Genomic DNA, 18869 nt, shown 5'->3' with positions numbered 1-18869 from the left:
TTTAAAGTTTTTTTTGTGAATATATAGCTTAATCTTTTGTTTCCCGACGTTGGGGTGGCTAGTAGATTGAAATCTTTCATCTTATTTCTGTTTGTTATTGTTGGTGTTCTATTTCCACCCGAAGCTTTTATTTACACGTTTGTTAAGCGTTTTATTCCCATCAGTGGTAATGGGGAAAATGCGATGGACAACTTTGAAATGACCGTGTTGCTGGTTAAAGCCCTCATGTGTGCTGTCGGGGCTGGAGCCGTAATCACTCTTTTTCGTACGCGCTGAGTACCCCTGATTAAACCTGTTACTTACCCGTTGGCAATAAAGTCATGGACAGCAGGTTATCCCATGGAGTCAAAATCATGAGTCTGACAGATACACTGAAGAACACCCTGGCTGCGCTAACTGAAGGCGGGCTGAACCGCTATCGTCTGGATATTCCGTCCTGCACAGCCTTACTGGATGTGGAAACTTTCAGCGGTAAGGAGTTTATGAGTGAGCTTTATTACTACCAGGTTATCTTTACCAGCAGCGATCAAAATATCAGTTCAGCGCAACTGCTGACTAAGCCTGCCACGCTGATCATGGGGACCGGGCCTCTGATGGGGCTGACCGGGCAGAAAGTGGTGCATGGTGTGGTGACGCATTTTAAGCGTATCAGTGGCTCACGTGACCAGGCGACGTACCAGATTATTATTGAGCCGTTCCTGTCTTTGCTGCGCAATCAATTCCGTACCCACCGCTTTTTTGTTAATAAGTCAGTACCGGAAGTTGTCACTGAAGTATTGCAGGAGCATGGCCTGAAAGGTTGGGAGTATGAGTTCACCCTCAAAGCTGACTATCCGAAGCGTGAACAGATTAACCAGTACAAGGAAAACGATCTCGCGTTCATTGAGCGTCTGCTGGCTGAAGTGGGGATTTTCTACTTCTTTACCCTGCAACCCGACACCCAGACTGAGGTGGTGCATTTTGCAGACAAGCAGAGTGCATGGACGTTCGGTAAGTCGCTGCCACTAAGCAGTCCATCGGGCATGAGTGATAATGCAGCGGACTCGGTATGGGGGGTTCACGTCCGACAGAACGTAGTCGAGCGCTCTGTCACCGCCAGTGATTACAACCACCGTGAAGCCCAGAATATCCTGACTTCTGTACCGGCAGACATGACGAGGGGGGATGGCGAAGGTGTGACCTACGGTGATGTGTATCACTACCTGCCACGTCATCTTGAACGCGGCGACAAAATCACCCCCGCAGCAGAAACCGGCAACTTCTGGGCACGCCTGGAGCATGAGCGTTTCCTGTCCGGGCAGACGACTATCAGCGGCTGTAGTAATGATGCCCTGCTTTCTCCGGCCCAGGTGCTGACCATCAGTGAACGTGTGGTACCGCCGACACTGCCGTCAGAAACGGACAACGGTATTATCATTACCCGCACGGGCTATATAGCCAGTCGTAAAGATGCCCTGATAGTGATGTGGGAGGGGATGCCATATTACGAGAACCGATGCTGGCGACCTGCCGCTAAAAAGCGCCCGGTGGTCAGCGGCACCCTGATGGCACGAGTGACCAGCGCCAAAGATAACGATATCTACGCCTGGCAGGATGCATCGGGTATGTACCGGGTGAAATTCGATGCGGACCGCGACGACAAACGCCAGGGCATGGAAAGTATGCCGGTACGCTTTGCCAAACCCTACGGCGGCGACAAGTATGGCTTTCACTTCCCGCTGATACAGGGGACTGAGGTTGCCATTGCGTTCCATGAAGGCGATCCGGATCGACCGTATATCGCCCATGCCATGCACGACTCCCGCCACGTTGACCACGTCACTGAAGCCAACAGCACGCGTAACGTTATCCGCACAGCTGGCCTGAACAAACTGCGGATGGAGGACAAGCGCGGCGAAGAGCACGTTAAGCTCAGTACGGAGTATGGCGGCAAAACCCAACTCAATTTAGGTCACAACGTCAATGCATCCAGAACTCTTCGTGGCGAGGGGGCGGAGCTGCGCACTAACGACTGGGTCAGCGTTCGTGGTGGTAAGGGCATTCTGCTTACAGCAGATGCTCAGCCTGACGTCGGCAGTAAAATGCTTGAAATGGACAGGGCTGTAGAACAACTGGAGCAGGCACTCACGCTGGCAAGAAGCCTCCAGGCTGCTGCGAAAGGGGCACAGGCGACAGTATCTGACATCGACAGCCAAAAGACGCTAAACAGCTCACTGAAATATCTGAAAATGCCAGGAATGCTGGTCAGTGCTCCCGCTGGAATAGGCATTCTCAGTCCTGAGGCTGTCCGGCTTGCTTCAGGCGGGGCAAGTATTGGCCTCATGTCAGGTAAAAACACGGATATCAGCACCGGGCAATCGTTCACTGTAGCGGCAAGCGAGGCTGTAAGTTTGTTTGCACAGGCTGCAGGAATGAAAATGTATGCAGGGGCAGGGAAGGTTGATATTCAGGCACAAGCTGATGCCATGAATGTCTCAGCATTACAGGACATTACTGTCGCCAGTGGTCAGGGGAGCGTGAAGGTAAATGCCAGCAAGGAACTGATTTTAAGTTGCGGTGGTGCTTATATAAAACTTAGTGGCGAGAATATTGAGCTGGGATGTCCGGGAAATATTTTGCTGAAAGCGGCCAATGTTAATCAGACTGGTCCTGCCAGTTTAGATACACCGCCGGTGACTTTCACTAAAGGATATGGCGGAACTTTTACCGTTACCGATCCCGAATCAGGAGATATTAAACCATTCACCAGTTATAAAGTAACGTCTCCTGATGGTGAGATATTTGAAGGAATATCCGACTTGTCAGGAAAGACCGCACCGCTTTACACGTCGATGCCTGGCAACGTAAACATTGAATTTCCACGTGAGCAAAAGAATGAAGGGCCTGGGCATTGGGTTACTGTTGATCATGATTATCATGGGTTGAAAAATACTGCAATTATGGCAATCAATCGCTTAACCTCTATGGGAGATGAAGGACGTGTTTTTGGTTCTGAAGGAAAGGACTATATGAATACGAAAAGAGATAAAATTCAGGAATGGCTGCCTTTGCCATCTGATGCTACAGACGAGATAGCGCAGCAATCGGCAGTACATCGTTACGGAGAACAGAGAAAGGTCACGCAAACTTTTCTGGAAGGTGATGATGCCTGGGCTGTTACAGGTCAGTCGTGGCACTGGCAACCAACGACCGCTGATGATGTCTATGAGGGAAGTAAATGAAATTTATTTTAAAACGGAATCGTGTATTGCATTGTTGGGCCATATTTGACCTCTTTTACATTATCAGATTTGGTTGCTTGAATATCTCACAGGGCCGAATTCCTTTAGTTGATGATATATTATCTTTTAGTGAAATCTATCCGCAGCAAGGTGTTTATTCGCTAATCCTTTTTTCTTTCTCGTTGCTGTTTAACGTGTCAGTTATATTTTCTGCTGTAATGTTCTTAAAAAAGTGGAAGTATGCGAATTGGATAGTCTATGTTCAAACGCCATTCAGACTATTCTTCATGATCCCTTCTTTTTCGATATTACCATGGATGTTCAAAACTATGTCAATTAAAGTTGGAGCGATGTTTCTTGCCGCTGTATCCTTATCAGAGATAATTAAGCTTGGGACATTTTATCTTACAAGAGAAAAGAGTTCATGAATTTTCGTTAAATCTGAATAAAGAGGGATGTTTATGGCAGAAAATTCATTAGTGACATCTGTGACACATACAGAGACAAAAGCTACGGCGGGAAGGCAAAAACCTTATTGGGTTGAGTTTCAATTGGTAGATGAACAGGGTGATTCTGTGGCAAATATGCCATGGACTGTTGAAAGTTCTCATCCAGTTTCCGGGCCGGTGGAGGGATTCACTTATTCTGGTCAGAGCGATGCTGACGGGCTAATCAGGGTCGATATGCCGCACGGTCTGGAGCTGAGGCTGACGTTAGATGGCAATAAGTTGGCAACGGAAATGGAAAAACGCGCCTTGCGTGTTAGCCGCGATGCGGAAAATGATTCTGTTGTTCGCCCTGAAGCTGAAGAGAAAGGGTATATTTGGCATTATACTGTTATCGGTGAACTTTGTCAGAGTGCACCAGACCTGGAATTAAGACCCGGGGAAATGTTACCTGCATATCACTTTCCTGCGAAAACGGCATTTAAGGGCTTTAAATTTCGGACGAATGAACTTGAAATGCGTCATGTAATAGAAATATGCCCTTTCAGAGCATGGGAGCTTGTTCTGCATCATCAAAAGGACTATTCCATTGCGAATGGAATTAACCTTGGGGCCGCAGCAACGCTTGCCTATGCAAACGACAGCACTCTGGATACAGTGTCAATAACACGCTTTTTTATTAACCAGTGTCAGGACCTTTCCCGCTTACCTCAGCTTTATAAAGATGGATCTGCATGGAATACGTTAGTACAGGATGTTCCCTTTAGTGAGCGATATTATCCCCCGGTATTTATGGATACCTCACGAGACACTTTGCCTAAAGTAGACGAAAAGAATCCACATGGAACAACACAAGCAGAGGGCGACTCTGCTGCAACAAAGGCAGACGGTGATACGCAGCTTTATTATGTTTATAACGCGGATAAGGTGATTGTTGCCTGGGGTGGTACGGCCAGCTTGTTTGATGTGGGGACGGATCTTGCGTTCAGACCAGTAAATTCTGAAGTCTGTGATATAGATAAAACGCAATGTACCAGTATACTGCCTGCTGGAAAAGTACATACCGGATTCTGGAGTGGATATAGTCGCGTTGAAAAGAAATTCAATAAAGAAATACTAGAATTATTAAAAACTATTGAAAGTAGAATGCTATTTATCTGTGGTCACAGTTTAGGTGGGGCTTTAGCTCTTATCCATGCTGCAAAATTAAAAGTTTATAATCCTTTACTATACACCTATGGGATGCCGCGAACATTTACCCGCGATGCTGTGGTGCAATTGTCGGAGATTACCCATTTCCGGCATGTCAATGATAACGACCCGATTCCTGCGGTCCCGGCAGAAGCTAATCTGGATAATGAGTTATATAAACTCTGGGGGTGGCTGGGCGGTACTCTGGGTTTTTTCTGGTCGGTGGGTGAACTTCTCGCTTACCAGATGGTTGCCTGGGGAGACTGCTTCTGGCACCACGGCAATACGGTTGTCTTTCTCACAGCCACACAGAGCCGGGAATGGAATGAGTGTAAGAGGGCTCTCCCAACTCCTGCTGGGTGTATTACCATCAGAAATCCACTTCCACTAAAGGCTAAGCTTTATCTGGTGCCCGCTCTGGCGGAACAAGAGATGCAGCAGGCCGGGAAGAAACAGAAAGATTTTAAAGCGTCATTGACGCAATCGGATTTAAATGATTTCTTCCCTAAAGGCAGCAACCCGGACAGGGGGGTTAATATAAATATTTTTGAACACTTTATGACGTCCTATATGCCTTATATGTATAACAAGGTGTTAGAGTTGATTGATAACGCCGGTATAGTAGAAAAACGCACATTTACTGAGCATATGTATAATGTTGATTCTTTCAGGGAGCAGATGGCAGAAAATAAAAATGATATACCGACTGATGAATTATCCAGAAATGAAATGTTTCTTAATATCGAAGGCTTGCTGGGAGTGTCGCTGACTCCAACATTATCTATGCCGTCTGGCAATGATACACTTTTGCGGTTTGCTCAATATGCAGAAGAGGTAATGGAAAATGTATAACCAATCAAAAATTATTCTGCTTTCCTTGATGTTGTTTTCCTCTACAGGGTGCAGCATAAGCCGGGCCGTAAACAAGACGTTATCTCCACCGGAGGATACTAAATGGGTCAATTTTGAAGTGAAAAACCCTTCTCAGTATACGAAACCGTTTCCGCTTGAGGTCAGATATATATCACATGAGTGTCAGAAAAAAAGAGTGAGTGGATTTGATGGCTCAGTTATCACAGAGCCAAGCTATAACGTTATTGGGGTCCCCATGCAGCAAGAGAGTGGGGATATCTGGAAAGCAAAAGTTGCTATGACCGGTGGTGGTACGTGTAAATGGACATTGAGTGCGGTTAATTTAGGTATCGAGTATATAAATGCAACACATCTTGGCAAAGATCTTGTACTTGGCACTGCGGTAGGGGTGTCGCTCGCTTTTGATAATGATGCTTCTAGAAATGGGCAGTTTTATATGGTAACAGGTAATATCTTAAAATTAGCACCTAATTATTATCCTTTGATTCATACTAACAAAAGGATTCAGAAAAATGATGCGTTAGAGCTTTTTGGTAAAAAAGATTTCATACAAAAAAGAATTATTTTCAATGTCAGCAATGATGTTGTTGTTATATTTTCACCAAAACTTGATGAGTCAAAAGTTGTAAAAATGGTTGCGCCAGTAGAGTATCGAGTGGGGGCATATTATAAAATAATATATCCTGATGGTACTGTCGTATCGGACGGCTCAACTCATCCAGATATAAGCATACTGGAAAAATAGAAGATGAATAAAGGATATAAGACTTTGCTCCTTTCTTTTATATTTCTCTCTGTTGTTGGTTGCAGTACGAGTCGGGCCGTAAATAAAACGTTATCCCCGCCTATAGATACCAAATGGGTCAATGTTGAAGTCAAAAATCCGTCTCAGTATACGAAACCGTTTCCGCTTGAGGTCAGATACATCTCGTATGAATGTAAGAAAAAAAGAGTGAGCGGGTTTGATGGCTCAGTTATTACAGAGCCAAGCTATAACGTTATTGGGATCCCCATGCAGCAAGGTAGCGGGGATATCTGGAAAGCAAAAGTGGCTATGACTGGTGGTGGTTCATGTAAATGGACGTTGAGTGTGGTCAATTTAGGTATCGAGTATATAGACGCGACACATCTTGGTAAGGATCTTGTACCCGGTACTGCGGTTGGTGTAACTATTGCTTTTGATGCTGATGCTGCGCGGAATGGACAATTTGATACAGTGGCGGGGAATGATTTTAATTACACTCCAAAATACTATCCTTTTATAAAAAAATGGAAGGGTAGCCCACAGTCTACTATGCGGGATAAATTATATCTTTTCGGTAAGGAAGATGCGTTTTGGAAAGTGAAGTTGGATTATAAGCCTAACGAAAATGTTTTAATAAATTACAATCCCTCTATAGACGAAAGTAAAAAAGTATTGATGATATTCCCTAATAAGAAGGGGAAAGATGCTATGTATTCTTTTGTCTATCCAGATGGGAGCGTCATTTCATCAAAAAACACAACACCTGATTTTAGCAAAGTCAACGGATCTGGTGGGAAATAATCTGCTGATCAGCTTTGTTTTACCTCTTTGAGGGAGACGTGATTTTGCTTACTAAGATAAAGTTAATGATGCTGCTTCTGGCAGTTTTTATGGCTGGAGGGGGGAGTCGAGTGACCAATTGAGTACTCTTGCCGCCTGTAGATGCCAATTTTATAGCCATAGAAGTTCACAATCCCTCTCATTACACTAAACAGTTTCCGCTTGAGGTCCGATACATCTCGCATGAATGCATGAAAAAAAGAATCAGTGGATTTGATGGCTCAATTATCACAGAGCCAAGCTATAACGTTATTGGGGGCCTCATGCGGCAAGATAGCGGGGATATTTTGATAGCAAAAGTTGCTATGGCTGGTGGTGGTTCATGTAAATGGACGTTGAGTGTGGTCAATTTCGGTATCAAGTATATAGATGCGATACTTCTTGGCAAAGATCTTGTTCCTAGCACGGTGGTTGGTGTGACTCTCGCCTTTGATAATTATGCTTCTCGTAATGGATAATTTACCTTTGTCATTGAGGATGTGGATTTATTTCCTAAACAGTATCCTTATATAAAAAGAAAAGTTGAGGGGGGAGAATGGCTTATCGCTATTTGGTAAGAGAGACTTTCTATCATTGCGTGTTGGTGATGTTAGTTCAATAAGCCCCCCTTAAATAGATAAGGGGGAAGTGACAAGGTTTGTTGGGTTAAAAAAGAAAATGAAAGGTGAATATCTAAATGTTATTTGTACGGGTAGAAGTGTTGCTCCTGAAAGAACGTTTTCCCCTAATTTTGATAAGATCGATAAAATGAAAGTTAAATGATTTTTGTTTATTTTTTCGAGGGTTCAACATGACAAAAGGCTTGGTTTTGCTTGGTGACAAAACTTCTCACGGTGGAAAAGTGATCTCTGCCTCTTCCAATATTACTGTCGACGGAAAAAAGGCCGCATTAGTTGGTGATATGGTGAGTTGCCCCATAGAAGGGCATGGAACTAATCCTATCGTGGAAGGATCACCGCACCGGACATTTAACGGTCGGGCTGTTGTCGTCAATGGCTGCAAATGTCAGTGCGGTTGTACTGTAATTTCAAGTGCTCAGAACAGCACAGTAGGATAATCAATGGGCTGGGAAAGGACGAAAGCAACAACAATGGAGTTGCCTCCTGAGCCATCATTTTTTGGATGGCTGTTAGCAGGAGTTGTTGCCGCAGTTGTGGGGGTTTTGCTGTTTATCCTGCATGCGTCAGGGATGGTTAAGGCTCTGGCTGCATTCAATATCTGGTGGCTGGCATCCAGCCCGGTTCTTGGCTGGTTTTTTCTGTTTTGTTTGCGGGGATGGCTGTGGGGAAGAATAATCAATGAACATCAGTTTTTGCAGAAGGAAGCTGAATACGGACAGCAACAGTGGGAAGCCTGGGCTGGACGTTATCTGGCTGTACTCGGAAGCAGCATACTGCTACCTTCCGGAGTGACCTCTGACGCCATTGCTAAATCAGATGCTGCAGATGCACCGCAATTTCTTTCACTGACCTGCCATTTTGATGCGAAATCGACGACGTCCACCTCCTTGCTCGAACTGGGGCTGGCCGGTGTACAAAAGGCAATCGCGATGTTGCCTGCGACAGTGCCGTTCAACGTCACCATTGTGAGCGACACGATTTCGTCTGACTTCGAGACCCGGTTTCGCAAATCATGGGGAAAAATTTATCCAGGGCGTGCGCCGACAGGTTCGATTTCATGTTGTGAAGTCCTTTCTTTTGCCTGGATCGAAGAGCGCCTTAAAAATCCCGTTTTCGATATTGATTTGATCCTGATATTGCAGAATCAGGGGGCTGAACAGTATTCCGATGCACTCGCAGCGATGGTACTTACCAGCGATGATGTTGCTGAAAAATACCAGCTTCCTCACTCTGCCCGCATATTGCGACCGATGCTGCTGGATATGCCAAATTTTAAGACTGATATGGGTTTGTTCCTCGAAACACAAACGATCGCCTGTCAGACATCAAACGTGTTCTGTGATTACGGGCACTGGAATGACGGGTTTGCTGATTTAATGACCGCGTCTCAATCACATCTGACACCGTGGGTGCACCAGGAAATTGATGTACTGGAAAAGTATAACGGTATTCCAGGGGCCGGGAGTGCGTGGCTTCTAACCACATTACTGGCCGACATCGTGTCCGTCAGCAACAAACCTGTTTTAGGGTTGTTTACCTCAGGTGCTGATCGTTTTGTCAGTACTGTTACCTCAGGGAGTGAAAGTAATGATGCCGGGTAGTACATGGAGCAGAGGGGGGCTTGCCGGCATAATAGCCTGCATCTCAGCGATTATAGTGGCCTTGATCCTGCATTTTGGTCCCACGTATGGCCTTGATACCCGACTGAAGCAAGTGCTTGCATTTGTTGCCGTATGGATAGTCCTGCTGATTGTTTTCTATACGCCGTTTATGTTCCGGTTTATGAAGGAAAGATATCATCGCTGGCGGGAACAGAAGAACAATGCGTTGCCTTCTGATGAATCAAGAGTTGCCCGGACTCCGCCACGCAATGTCACCGTTGATACTATCCGTGACGCCATGCGTAACCTCTACGGTCGGCGCTGGGGACGTAAAACACGCATTCTGCTGGTCACTGGGACCATATCTGAGGTGGAGCAGTTGACTCCTGGTCTTACGGGCCAGCTCTGGCAGGAAGACCGAGGCACGTTGTTGCTGTGGGGCGGTGACCTCAATACCCCAGCCGACAGTGCCTGGCTGACCGCGCTGCGCAAACTGCGCCGCCGTCCGGTGGATGGTCTGGTGTGGGTCACCTCGGCCTTTGACCAGTTCTCAGCGCCTGGGCTGGAGCAGCCGCTACCGGTACCTTCAGAAAGCACCATGGATTCCCTGTCTCATGCTATCAGCGCGCGTATGGATACGCTTGGCTGGAAACTCCCGCTTTATGTCTGGTGCCTGCACCCACGAGCCGGTAAGCAGGAAGGACGCATTACGCAGGCGACCGGCTGCCTGTTGCCTGCCGGTTGTCGTACCGAGGGGCTGGCAGAACAACTCTCCGCCCTGACGCCAGATTTGATATCACAGGGTCTGCAGCAGACCTGCGGTGAGGTAAAACATAACTTCCTGCTGACGCTTGCCGACCAGCTGATTCGTGAGCCACAGAGCGTGACCGCACCGCTGTCGGTGATGCTCAATCCCTACCGCCCGCTGCCGCTGGCCGGTGTGGTGTTCAGTCAGCCCTCTGCCGGTGCCGAACGTGCCGTGCCGCACCACTGGGGCATGGATAAGCGCTGGGATGTTCTGCCTGAATCAGTCCGGACGCTTCCTGCCGGGCTGCGTCCTCGCAAGCCCGGTATTCCATGGCGCAAGGTAATGGCATCTGCTGCTGCGCTTACGATGGTGAGCTGGGCTATGTGGATGAGCATCGCTTATGTCACCAACCGCAGCCAGATTGCCGGTGCGAATGCCCAGGCCGAACTTGCCGCCCGACAGAATCAGCCGCTGGAGCAGCGCCTGCACGCGCTGTCTGAACTCCAGAAAACGCTGGCCCGCCTGCAGTACCGCTCTGAGCATGGTGTGCCATGGTACGAAAAGGCCGGGCTGAGCCAGAATAACGCCCTGCTGGCCGCACTCTGGCCACGCTATCAGGACAGCGCGTTGCCGCTGTTGCGGGATGCGGCTGCAGACCATCTGCAGAAGCAGGTCAGTGCCTTTAACGGGCTGCCTCCGGATAGCCCGCTGCGCGAGCAGAGGGCAAAAGCAACCTATGACCAGCTGAAACTTTACCTGATGCTGGCGCGTCCTGAGCATATGGATGGTGACTGGTTTAGCACGGTGCTGCTTCAGGACTGGCCGAAGCGTGACGGTGTGAAGGACGGTATCTGGCTAGGCGTGGCCCCGTCTCTGCTGTCGTTTTATGGTGAACAACTGGTCACACATCCTGAGTGGAAACTGCGAGCTGATGAAAACATGGTCAGCCAGGCGCGTTCCCTGCTGGTTCGCCTGATGGGGGTGCGTAATAGCGAATCGACTCTGTACCAGAAAATGCTTTCACAGGTGGCACATCTGTATGTGGATATGCGTCTCGAAGATATGACCGGCGATACTGATGCAGCCCGCCTGTTCAGCACCACTGAGATCGTGCCAGGCATGTTTACCCGCCAGGCCTGGGAGCAGGCCATCCAGCCTGCCATCGAGAAGGTGGTGAAGGCGCGCCGGGACGAGCTCGACTGGGTGTTGACTGACAGCAAACGTCCGGTCAATAAGCAGGATGAAATCTCCCCGGAAGCACTTAAAAATCGCCTGACGGAGCGTTATTTTGCCGATTTTGGCGGCGCCTGGCTGGAATTCCTCAACAGCCTGCGCTGGAACCAGGCCACCACGCTGTCGGATTCCATTGACCAGCTGACCCTGATGGCCGACGTGCGTCAGTCACCTCTGGTGGCGCTAATGAACACCCTGAATGTGCAGGGGCGCACCGGGCAAACCGGCGAGGCGATTTCGGATTCTCTGGTTAAATCAGCCAAAAATCTGCTCGGTGGTGATAACAAGGATGCCATTGACCAGAGTGCCGGCGTTCACGGTCCGCTGGATGCAACCTTTGATCCGGTACTGGCACTGATGGATAAAAGCAACACCGGTGCGCAGGCGCTGAGCCTGCAGTCGTACCTGACTCGCGTGACGCAGGTGCGTCTGCGTCTGCAGCAGGTGACTAATGCCGCAGACCCTCAGGCCATGACCCAGACCATTGCCCAGACCGTATTTCAGGGTAAAGCGGTTGACATGACCGAAACCCGCGACTACGGCAGCCTGATTGCAGCAGGCCTGGGTCAGGAATGGAGCGGCTTTGGGCGTACGGTATTTGTGAATCCGATGGAGCAGGCCTGGCAGCTGGTGCTGACCCCGGCGGCCGAGAGCCTCAATGCCCAGTGGCAGCAGGCGGTGGTGGCTGAGTGGAACAGTACCTTTGGTGGCCGTTATCCGTTCAATAACTCCAGCAGCGATGTTTCTCTGCCATTGCTGGCCAAATACCTCAACGCGGATTCCGGGCGTATCGCTCAGTTCCTGCAGACCCGCCTCAAAGGTGTGCTGCACAGAGAGGGCAACCACTGGGTACCTGACAGCATCAACTCGCAGGGGCTGGCGTTTAATCCGGCATTCCTCAACGCCATTAACACCCTGAGTCACATTTCGGATGTGGCCTTCACCGAAGGCAATGCTGGCATGAACTTCGAACTGCGTCCGGGCACCGCCGATGGGGTTATGCAGACCGACATGATTATCGACAGCCAGAAGCTGACTTATGTGAACCAGATGCCGGCATGGAAGCGGTTCACCTGGCCTGCTGATACTGAAGCCCCGGGGGCCAATCTTAGCTGGATTAGCACGCAGGCTGGCACCCGCCAGTACGCCGATATTCCGGGTAGCTGGGGGCTGATTCGCCTGCTCGATAAAGCCAGCGTGAAAGCGTATCCGGGCGTGGGCAGCAGCTACAGCCTGAGCTGGAAGGCACAGGATGGTCGTACGCTCAATTATACCCTGCGTACCGAAGCCGGCGAGGGCCCGCTGGCGCTGCTGAAACTGCGCAATTTCCGTCTTCCGGAAACCATCTTCAGCACGACCGGAGTTGCACCATCAGGCCAGGTCGCCAGTGCGAACATTGATGTAGCGGAGGTTTACTGATGAGCACGCTCAATGCCTTACTCAGTGCCTGCCAGACAGAACAGGAACCATTGCTTGTAGCAACCCGTGAACGTGTGGCGCAGTGGGAAAGCTGGCTGCAGCCGCTGTCCGGCTCATCGCCCGTTGGTGAAGACCCGGGCTATGACGATGACTTCCAGCAGATGCGCGAGGAGATCAATAAACTCTCCGGTGCGGATACCGAACTCATCTGCCGGCTGGCAGAGAAGTTGCTGACCACGACTGCAAAAGATATCCGTGTGGCAACATACTACTGCTGGGCGAAGCTACACCGCGAAGGTGAGCAGGGGCTGGCCGAAGGACTCGAGTTGCTGGCTGGTCTGCTGGAGCGCTTTGGACCACAGTTGCACCCGCAGCGTGACCGCAGCCGTAAGGCGGCACTGGAATGGCTGGCCGGTTCGCGTATGACCGACTCGCTTTCCCTGTACCCGGAAGTGGTCAGGATCGATGCGATGCGAACCACTGGTGCGCTGCTGCTGATATCACAGCTTATTGAGAATGAGCCGGATGAAACCCGTCCCGAACTCAATGCGCTTTATAGCGCGCTGGAAAGTCGTCTGCAGAAAGCGGGAGGCGTGGATGCGGTGGTACCGCAGAATGCCAGCACCAGCGACACCCCTTCGGCTGCCAGCCACAGCGATGCCCCGGCCATCGGGCGGATCACCTCCGGTCAGGATTTGCTGGCCCAGGCCCGCACCCTTACTGAATATCTGCGCGAGCAGCCGGACGGCTGGCTGTCAGCACACCATCTGATGAAAAGCCTGCGGCACGACACCCTGCGGGCCATCCCGGCCCCGGATGCGCAGGGGCGCACACGCATTGAGCCGCCAAGGGCGGATCAACGCGCTTTACTCAAACGTCTCTACCTGCAGCAGAACTGGACTGAAATGCTGGAAACGGCCGACAGTACATTTTCCCGCGGTGCCAATCACCTGTGGCTGGATTTGCAGTGGTATATCCACCAGGCGTTGACGAAATCCGGTCAGGAGACGCTGGCCGACATTGTCGTGGCTGACCTGAAAGGGCTGCTGTCTCGCCTGTCCGGGCTGGAGACACTTGCGTTCAGTGACGGTACACCGTTTGCGGACGAAGTGACGCTGAACTGGATCCAGAATAGCGTGATTGATACCACTGGTGGGTGGGACAACGATACGCCATCAGCCCCGGCCACCGCCGGTAACGATGACATTCTGGCGCTGGAGCCGGAAGCCGTGGCGCTGGCCGACAGTGAAGGCCCGGATGCCGCGCTGGGCTGGTTGCAGACCCGGCCGGGCATGACCACCGATCGTCAGAAGTGGCTGTTGCGTCTGCTGATGGGACGAATTGCTGAGCAGTACGGTAAAAATGACCTGGCGGTGCACCTGTTTGCAGAACTGGGTGAGCGTGCAAGAGAAGTGACCCTCAGTGAGTGGGAGCCTGAGCTGATGTTTGAGGTGCAGGCCCGCCATCTGAAACTCCTGCGCCTGAAAGCCGGTCGCAGCGAGGCTGAAAAGGCCCGCCTTACACCGGTAATGGACCAGTTACTTGCCGGGCTGATCGCCGTCGATCCAGCCCGTGCCGCCGTGCTTTGCGGTTAAATCCACAGGAACAGAAATAAATGGAAGATTTGACCCTGCGTTATTACGACGCAGAAATACGGTACCTGCGTGAAGCCGCGAAAGAATTCGCTCAAACCCATCCCGATCGTGCAGCAATGCTCGACCTGGATAAGGCCGGCACACCCGATCCGTATGTTGAACGGCTGTTCGAAGGCTTTGCCTTCTCAATGGGGCGGCTACGGGAGAAGATCGACGACGACCTGCCGGAACTGACCGAGGGGCTGGTCAGTATGCTCTGGCCACACTACCTGAGAACCATTCCGTCACTCTCAGTGGTTGCGTTCACGCCTGCGCTTCAGACTGTTAAGATGGCGGAAGTGATGCCCGCGGGGCTGGAAGTGTATTCCCGCCCGGTGGGGCCGAAAAACACGGTCTGTCGCTACCGCACCACCCGCGATGTGATGCTCAACCCGCTGAATATCTCTGGGGTGACCATGACCACTGAGCCGGACGGGCGCTCGCTGCTGCGGATGCGTTTTGCCTGCAGCACCCAGGCGGACTGGTCCCATGCTGATCTCAGCCACCTGAGTCTCTATCTCGGGGCGGATGCCCCGGTCAGCAGCCAGCTGCACCTGATGCTCACCAAACGACAGGCTGCCCTGTATATGCGTCTGCCCGGGCAGACCGACCGTATTCGCCTCGACGGGTATTTCTCGCCGGGTGGTTTTGCGGAGGAAGACTGCCTGTGGCCGAAGGGCGATACCGCCTTCAGCGGCTACCAGCTGCTGCTGGAGTACTTTACTTTCCGTGACAAGTTTATGTTTGTCCACCTCAACGGGCTGGACGGCATTACGCCATCTGCCGGAGCAGAGTATTTCGACATCGAAGTCGTGTTCAGCACACCGTGGCCATCAGAGCTGCCGGTCACCGATGACGCGGTTCGTCTGCACTGTGTGCCGGTGATTAACCTGTTCACACTGGAAGCTGACCCACTCACCATTACCGTGCTTGAAAGCGAGTACCTGCTGCGCCCCAAACGTCTGCAGGACGGACATACCGAGATTTATTCGGTGGATTCGGTGACAGGCTCAAACCGGACCAGTGACGCAGAGTATGTGCCGTTCAGCAGCTTCAGGCACAAGGGCGGGATGATGCGCCGTCATGCACCACCCCGTTACTACCACACCCGCGTAAAGCGCAGCGTGACCGGGTTGTATGACACCTGGCTTATCCTTGGGGGGCACCAGTGGGAAGAGGACCGCCTGTTTGAGCGTGAAGCCGTATCGCTGCAAATCACCGGCACCAACGGCCAGCTGCCGCGCCGTGCACTACAGAGTACGCTGCTTGACCGCTGTGAGCAGGTGGTCAGTACACAACTTTCAGTACGCAACCTCTGCAAACCAACGCTGCCAGTCTATCCGCCTTCTGAAGACCGTTTTCACTGGCGGGTGCTAAGCCACCTGGGATCCGGGTTCCTGAACATGATGAGTACTGCCGAAGTGCTGCGCGGGACGCTGGCGCTCTATAACTGGCAGGAAGATGAACTGAACACCCGGCGTCTGGAGGCGATTCAGCACGTGGAGCACCATCGCCTTCAACGTTTTGAACAGGGCTACCTGCTTCGGGGGCTGGATATCGAAGTGACCCTCGACAGCAACGGCTTCACCGGCGAGGGCGATATTCACCTGTTCGGTGAAATGCTCAACCGGTTCTTTGCGCTGTATGCCGATATGAACCAGTTCAATCAGCTTACCCTCATTGTTCAGCCAGAAGGAAAATGCATCCGGTGGAAAGAGAATCACAGTCCGCGTCTGCCAGGCTGATAGCGCAGCTGGGCGACCGACTGCCGTACATGAATTTTTACCGTTTCTGTCAGCTACTGGAGCAGAGCCAGCCGGATAAACCGGTCACTGGCAGCACCTGGCAGGTGCGACAAGAGCCGGTACGCTTTCGACCCCATTCGGGGATGGGGTTCCCGGCCTCTGAAATCAAAGGGGCAGAGCTACCGGAACATCCGCACCTTCCAACCACGATTCGTACCACCTTTATGGGGCTCTACGGCGTGGAGTCTCCGCTGCCGACGCACTATATCGATGACATCGCCCAGAGACGGGAAGGGTACGAAGCTAACGCGGACTTCCTTGATATCTTCAACCACCGGCTGATTGCTCAGTACTACCGTATCTGGCGTAAATATTCGTATCCGGCAACGTTTGCAGAAGGCGGTAAGGACAAAACTTCACAGTATCTGCTGGGTTTGGCCGGGCTCGGGATTAACGGTTGCACGGACAATATCGCGGCTCCGGCTTCGCGCTTTCTGGCACTGTTGCCGGTCATGTTGCTGCCGGGGCCTACCGCAGAAGGCATGGCCTCGCTGGTGCGCCTGCTGGCACCTAACACGCAGGCAAAAATCTGGCACCACGACAAACGCCGTGTACCGCTGAAGAAGCCACTGACCATGAGCGTCAGGCAGCCCGTCACCCTGACCAGCCGTCCGGTGATGGGGAACTATGCCACCGACGTAAACAGTCAGGTGCTGATGCGTCTGACCACCACTGACCCGGCAGAGGTGTGGGGCTGGTTACCGGATGGGGAGCTTCACACGGACCTGATGGCGCTCCTGCATGTCTATCTTGGCTCCCGCCTCGATGTGCGGCTACAGCTGTGTGTCGATCGCAGTCTGCTTCCTGACGCGACCATGAGCAGTAAACCCAACGCAGGGGCGGTGCAACTGGGCCGCACTGCCGTGATGCGACCGCTGAATGCGGCCAAGACCGCATCACACCCAAAAACAATCACCATTAATCTGGGCCGCTATGAGCGGGTACAGGAAAATATTCACCGCAGGGAGACCGATGAAGATGGCGATTACCGCTGGTAAATTTCCTCTGGCTGCGCTGGTCGCGGGTATCACCTTGATGCTGGCGGGCTGTGGGCTGAAGCAAAAAGTGACAGACGGCACCGTTGCTGTGACCAAATCGATTTTTTATAAGCAGATAAAAACTCTGCATCTCGATATTCGTGCCCGTGAAGCCGTGAACAGCAATGCTGGTGGTGTCGCTCTGTCGACGGTGGTGCGTATTTATCAGCTTAAAGACCGCAAAACCTTTGATAGCACAGACTACCCCTCATTGTTTAAAGACGACAGCCAGGCCGTCAAGGCAGACCTCATGGCGGAGAAAGATATAAGGCTGCAGCCCGGGGGGGCGGTCACGGTTGATATGCCAATGGAAAAAGATGCGCAGTATGTGGCAGTGGCCGGGATGTTTATGTCACCGGACCAGGAGAACAACACCTGGCGTGTAGTATTGAGCCGCGATGAGCTTGATCCGGATAAGGCCCGGGTTATTGACGCGGGCAACAATCGACTGACTCTGCAGGCGCTGAAAGATGAGTGAGTCATTCCGTCCTTCACTGTATGAAACACTTTATGGCAACTTCACCGGCGGCCTCGACCTGCATCAGGTCAGCGAGCAGAACCAGGTCGTTTTGTCCGTACTCGATAACATGCAGCGTATCCTCAACTGCCGCGCCGGCACGCTGGCGCATCTGCCTGACTACGGCCTGCCGGACATGACCAAAATCCTGCAGGGCATGCCGGGAACGGCCCATGAGCTGATGGGCACATTGTCTGCCGTTCTGCTCAAATATGAACCGCGCCTGAAAAGCATAAATGTCATTCTGCTCGACCAGAAAATCCCTGGTGAGTTGCGCTATGCCATTGATGCTGAACTTAAAGGGATTGGCCTGGTGCGCTACGGGACTGAATTTATGCCCGAAGGACGGGTCCTGTTAAGGCATCTCAGGCAACAGCAGTATCTCGACACCACTCTCCGTATATAAGGTCCGATAACATCATGTCCGTAAAATCACAGTTCCTGAAGAAGTTGCAGGCAAGACAACCTGCACCTGTTCCTGCAATCAGCAGGAGTCAGGCTGATATTGCAGAGTTTCGCCAGCGAATGGCTGAGCTTCAGGATGAGATGAACGCGTGGCTGACAGATACGGGACTGAATGTGGAGCCACTGACGGTATCCGTTCCGGATCTGCTGGTGGAGGGCGGGGCTTTTGAGATTTCCGGTATCGTTCTGCGTTATGGCAGCCGAGCGGTCAGATTTATGCCGATCTTTCTGTATGGACAGGGCGTAGCAGGTTGTGTCGAGGTGACTTTCTGTTCCGGGGATAAGGTGATTTCTCAGGGACGCCTGTTCATGCGTGTGGGGAGCGTAAATGGCTGGATTTTTACTCCCCCTGCGACCTCATCCCGTTCAGGACAACTATTTGATGAAGGCATTTTTTACGGTCTGATTTTAGCGCTGCTGCCATAGCGATAACATTCATTCCTTTTATTAGTCACTGCATTTTTAATCGCAAAA

14 protein-coding genes are annotated in these 18869 nt (G+C 51.4%); all 14 read left to right on the top strand.

Features of this window, described 5'->3' with window-relative positions:
* Positions 1-353: 353 nt before the first annotated feature.
* The 14 genes from PUP35_RS15730 (at position 354) to PUP35_RS15665 (ending at position 18821) form a co-directional block, all read left to right on the top strand.
* Complete coding sequence (locus PUP35_RS15730) at positions 354-3221, top strand: type VI secretion system Vgr family protein (protein ID WP_274240490.1); 2868 nt, start codon at positions 354-356, stop codon at positions 3219-3221.
* Positions 3222-3682: 461 nt separating this feature from the next.
* Positions 3683-5710, top strand: coding sequence for a lipase family protein (locus PUP35_RS15725; protein ID WP_274240487.1), 2028 nt, complete (start codon positions 3683-3685; stop codon positions 5708-5710).
* Positions 5703-6476 (top strand): hypothetical protein, encoded by a 774-nt coding sequence (locus PUP35_RS15720; protein WP_274240485.1) that lies wholly within the window; start codon positions 5703-5705, stop codon positions 6474-6476. Before PUP35_RS15725 ends, PUP35_RS15720 begins: the two co-directional genes overlap by 8 nt.
* A 3-nt stretch (positions 6477-6479) precedes the next feature.
* Positions 6480-7277, top strand: coding sequence for a hypothetical protein (locus PUP35_RS15715; protein ID WP_274240483.1), 798 nt, complete (start codon positions 6480-6482; stop codon positions 7275-7277).
* 230 nt (positions 7278-7507) lie between these two features.
* On the top strand, positions 7508-7774 hold the full coding sequence (locus PUP35_RS15710) for a hypothetical protein (protein ID WP_274240481.1): 267 nt from the start codon (positions 7508-7510) through the stop codon (positions 7772-7774).
* A 332-nt stretch (positions 7775-8106) separates the two neighbouring features.
* Entirely contained in the window at positions 8107-8373 is a 267-nt protein-coding gene (locus tag PUP35_RS15705; protein ID WP_274240480.1) for a PAAR domain-containing protein, read from the top strand.
* A 3-nt stretch (positions 8374-8376) separates the two neighbouring features.
* Positions 8377-9537, top strand: coding sequence for a hypothetical protein (locus PUP35_RS15700; RefSeq protein WP_274240478.1), 1161 nt, complete (start codon positions 8377-8379; stop codon positions 9535-9537).
* Positions 9538-9706: 169 nt separating this feature from the next.
* Positions 9707-12937 carry an ImcF-related family protein gene (locus PUP35_RS15695; protein WP_441315738.1) on the top strand — a complete coding sequence of 1077 codons (3231 nt, stop codon included), beginning with the start codon at positions 9707-9709 and terminating at the stop codon, positions 12935-12937.
* On the top strand, positions 12937-14532 hold the full coding sequence (tssA, locus tag PUP35_RS15690) for a type VI secretion system protein TssA (RefSeq protein WP_274240474.1): 1596 nt from the start codon (positions 12937-12939) through the stop codon (positions 14530-14532). Before PUP35_RS15695 ends, tssA begins: the two co-directional genes overlap by 1 nt.
* A 20-nt stretch (positions 14533-14552) precedes the next feature.
* A complete protein-coding gene (tssF, locus tag PUP35_RS15685; protein WP_274240471.1) occupies positions 14553-16316 on the top strand; it encodes a type VI secretion system baseplate subunit TssF in 1764 nt (587 codons plus the stop codon).
* A complete protein-coding gene (gene tssG / locus PUP35_RS15680) occupies positions 16271-17374 on the top strand; it encodes a type VI secretion system baseplate subunit TssG (RefSeq protein ID WP_274240469.1) in 1104 nt (367 codons plus the stop codon). The genes tssF and tssG overlap by 46 nt, the downstream gene beginning before the upstream one ends.
* The gene (gene tssJ / locus PUP35_RS15675; protein ID WP_274243279.1) at positions 17355-17891 is read left to right on the top strand and encodes a type VI secretion system lipoprotein TssJ; all 537 of its coding nucleotides are present in this window, start codon (positions 17355-17357) and stop codon (positions 17889-17891) included. Before tssG ends, tssJ begins: the two co-directional genes overlap by 20 nt.
* A complete protein-coding gene (gene tssE, locus PUP35_RS15670) occupies positions 17884-18336 on the top strand; it encodes a type VI secretion system baseplate subunit TssE (RefSeq protein ID WP_274240468.1) in 453 nt (150 codons plus the stop codon). The genes tssJ and tssE overlap by 8 nt, the downstream gene beginning before the upstream one ends.
* Before the next feature lie 14 nt (positions 18337-18350).
* A complete protein-coding gene (locus PUP35_RS15665; RefSeq protein ID WP_223580092.1) occupies positions 18351-18821 on the top strand; it encodes a hypothetical protein in 471 nt (156 codons plus the stop codon).
* Positions 18822-18869 lie beyond the last annotated feature (48 nt).

This window comes from Enterobacter sp. S-33 (assembly GCF_028735835.1).
GTDB classification, from domain to species: Bacteria; Pseudomonadota; Gammaproteobacteria; order Enterobacterales; family Enterobacteriaceae; genus Enterobacter; species Enterobacter vonholyi.
The sequence above is the reverse complement of the archived record's forward strand: the minus strand, read 5'-3'. Positions and strand labels throughout refer to the sequence as shown.